This is a genomic window from Mesorhizobium sp. M1A.F.Ca.IN.022.07.1.1 (genome assembly GCF_003997575.1).
Taxonomy (GTDB): Bacteria; Pseudomonadota; Alphaproteobacteria; order Rhizobiales; family Rhizobiaceae; genus Mesorhizobium.
Window position 1 is genome coordinate 1 of sequence record NZ_RZST01000505.1, and the last position, 3,032, is coordinate 3,032.

Sequence of the window (3,032 nt, forward strand, 5' to 3'; positions counted from 1 at the left end):
CTGATGGCCGACTATGTCCGGCTGGCAGTCGATGCGGGCGCCAAGATCGTCGGCGGCTGCTGCGGCACCTCGTTCGCTCACCTTGCCGCGATGCGCAAGGCGCTCGACGCGCACACCAAGTCGGCGCGTCCGACGGTCGAGTCCATCGTCGAGCGCATCGGGCCGATGCGCAACAAGATAGCGAGCGCTGCCGAGGCAGGCGAAGGCCGTCGCGAACGCCGGCGCAGCCGCGCCTGAAGTTGGCCTGCTCTATTCGCTGTTTTCAGCGTAGCGCGACAGCGCCGTACCGAGATCGGTGGCGGCGCTGTTCTTGCCGTCGGCGCCCATCGTCATCAACGCGCCGGACGCGCGCGGGTCGCTGATCTGCTCCAGCATCACGCGAAAGCGGTCGTTGTTGAGCGCAGAGAGCGCCGTGTCGCGGGCCGCATCGACATTATTCCTGATCCGCGCGGATTCCGCCGACGGAGCGGACGGTGCTCGCGTCTGAAGATTGCCCGCAGTCGGCGTCACGTTCCCGGTGATATGCAATTCCAGCCCCTCACTTCTATCAGCTTTGACTAACAGGAGGGCATTGCGATGAAGTTCCGGAAAAGCCGCGCAATTTAACGATCGGCAAAAGCCGGCAGGTCCTCCGCCGGCTTTTTGTTCCATGGACGGCACCCGCCCTATCTGTTGGTGCCCAGCGACGAGGCTAGCCGCACCAGCGACAGGAATTCCGCCCTGTAGCCGAACGGATCAGCGCCGCGCGCGGCGTTGGCGATCTCCAGGATCCGGTCGTAGCCGAAATTCGCCGTCTGATCCGCGTCGCGCAGCTTCTGCCCGAAAGCCGCGACCGCGACCGAAAAGCGCTGGTCGACGCCGGCTTCATCGAAGGACGGCACCTCGTTGGCCGCGGTCACCGGTGTCGTGATCAGTTTCGAGACATTCTCGTTCGGCAGCTTGTAGCGGATTTTTACGAAGGCATATTCGCCCGCATTGGCAACGCCGCCATTGTCGACCTTCGCCTCGCCATAGCGCAACGGATCGACCTGCTCGGCGCCGCTTCCCTTGGGCGTGACCTCGTAGATCGCCGTCACCGAATGGCCGGAACCGATATCGCCGGCGTCGACGCGGTCATTGTTGAAATCCTCGCGCTTGAGCGCCCGCGTCTCATAGCCGACCAGCCGGTATTCCGAGACCTTGGCCGGGTTGAACTCGACTTGGATTTTCACATCCTTGGCAATGGTGAAGAGCGTCGAGGACGCGTCCTCGACCAGCACCTTCTCGGCCTCGGCAAGCGTGTCGATATAGGCGGCCGTGCCATTGCCGTTCTGGGCGATGGTCTGCATCATCTGGTCGTTGAGATTTCCGCGGCCGAAGCAGAACACCGAGAGAAACACGCCGGTCTTGCGCTCCTTCTCGATCAACCGTTTGAGGTCGTCGTCATCGGTCTGGCCGACGTTGAAATCGCCGTCGGTGGCAAGCATCACGCGGTTGATGCCGTCCTTGACGAAAGACTGCTGCGCAAGTTTGTAGGCTTCCTTGATGCCTGCCTCGCCGGCGGTCGAACCGCCTGGCTCCAGATTGTCTATCGCTGCAAGAATCTTCTGCCTTTCCGCGGCCTTTGTCGGCATCAGCACCGTGCCGGCATTGCCGGCATAGGTGACGATGGAGACGGTGTCGTCGGCCTTGAGCTTGCTGACCAGCAACCGGAACGCCGACTTCAAGAGCGGCAGCTTGTCCGGCTCGTCCATCGAACCCGAAACATCGATCAGGAACACCAGGTTTGCCTTCGGCGCCTCGACCGGCTTCACGTCAAAACCCTTGATCGCAACATGCATCAGCTTGGTGCGCTCGTTCCAGGGCGTCGGCATGACGGTGACAGTCGAATTGAACGGCGTCGCGGCCGAGTCTGGCCCCTTCCAGTCATAAGGGAAGTAGTTGATCATCTCTTCGACCCGGACCGTGCCTGGGTCGGGCAGAATACCTTCCTTCAGCGAGCGGCGGACGAAGGAATAGGACGCCGTGTCGACATCGATCGAGAAGGTCGACACCGGATCCTGGGCAGCTTGGTGCACCGGATTGGTCTTGAAGGTCTCGATGCGGTCGCGGTTTTGCTCTTGCGGCTGCATTTGATCGGCCGGCATGGGCGCCGGCTGAACCCTCGGCCCGAAACCAGCGACGGCGCCAGCCGGCATCTCTGCAGGCTGCATGGCGGTTGCCGGCGCCTGGGCATTCGCGCGTCCGCCGGCGGCCAGCTGGTCAACCTCCGCAGGTGCAGGCGGCGGCGCAGGCAGCGCCTGTGGTACTTGCTTGGCAAAGTCCTCCAACGCCCCGTATTCCTGCCTGGTCCGATCATCGGATCGGCTCAATTCAGTTTTCGGCGGCGATGCCGGTGCGACCTGCGCCTCGTCTTCGACACGCCTCTCGCTGTCGGCGCCGGTCTTCTTCTCCTTGGCAGGCGCGGCCGCCAGCGGCTCGCTGATCGCGGGCTGGTTCGGTATCGGCTTCTGCGCAACCGGCTTGTCGGCCACCGTTTCGGTGACCTTCCCGTTTGAAATAACGGGCGGCTGCTCCCTCAGCATCTCAAAAGCGGCATAGCCGGCGATAGGCAGCGCGACCAGCGCGGTCAGGGCCGGGGTGGCAATGAGTTTCCGTTGCATGATCTCTCTCCAGAGCCTTTGTGCTCGCTCCGTGAGACGAAGACCTGCCGGCGATCCTTGGGGGGCGGTCGAAATTTTTTCGTTCAAGTCGAAGGCGTGCATCGCGGCGGCCAACGCACGCGTTTGCGCTTCGCTGTCCGGCGCCGGAACTGCCAGATTTCGCAGCCTTTCGAGTTCGTTGTCGTCGACCATGGTCACACTTCCCCGGCTGAGCGCATGAGCAGCTTCAGCCGTTTCTTCGCTTCATGGATGTGCCAGGAAACCGTCGCCTCCGAGATCGCCATCACCTCGGCCGCAGCCGCGTGGCTCAACCCTTCGCCATAGACGAGCAGCACCGCGTCGCGCTGCTTGTCCGGCAGCATGCGCACCGCCGCCCACAGCGCCTCGGCC

At 63.2% G+C, this 3,032-nt stretch carries 4 protein-coding genes; 1 reads left to right on the top strand and 3 read right to left on the bottom strand.

Annotated elements, in window-relative coordinates; translation table 11 throughout:
- Positions 1-237: homocysteine S-methyltransferase family protein (locus EOA75_RS31230; RefSeq protein ID WP_206517085.1), on the top strand; the 237-nt coding region annotated here is incomplete at its 5' end.
- 12 nt (positions 238-249) lie between these two features.
- Here the strand turns inward: EOA75_RS31230 and EOA75_RS31235 are convergent.
- The 3 genes from EOA75_RS31235 to EOA75_RS31245 all read right to left on the bottom strand — a co-directional run.
- Positions 250-651 carry a hypothetical protein gene (locus EOA75_RS31235; protein ID WP_245466794.1) on the bottom strand — a complete coding sequence of 134 codons (402 nt, stop codon included), beginning with the start codon at positions 649-651 and terminating at the stop codon, positions 250-252.
- Between the two features lie 14 nt (positions 652-665).
- Complete coding sequence (locus EOA75_RS31240; protein WP_127325988.1) at positions 666-2,834, bottom strand: VWA domain-containing protein; 2,169 nt, start codon at positions 2,832-2,834, stop codon at positions 666-668.
- Positions 2,835-2,836: 2 nt separating this feature from the next.
- Positions 2,837-3,032 (bottom strand): sigma-70 family RNA polymerase sigma factor (locus tag EOA75_RS31245; protein ID WP_164747698.1); only part of this gene is annotated, 196 nt, incomplete at its 5' end.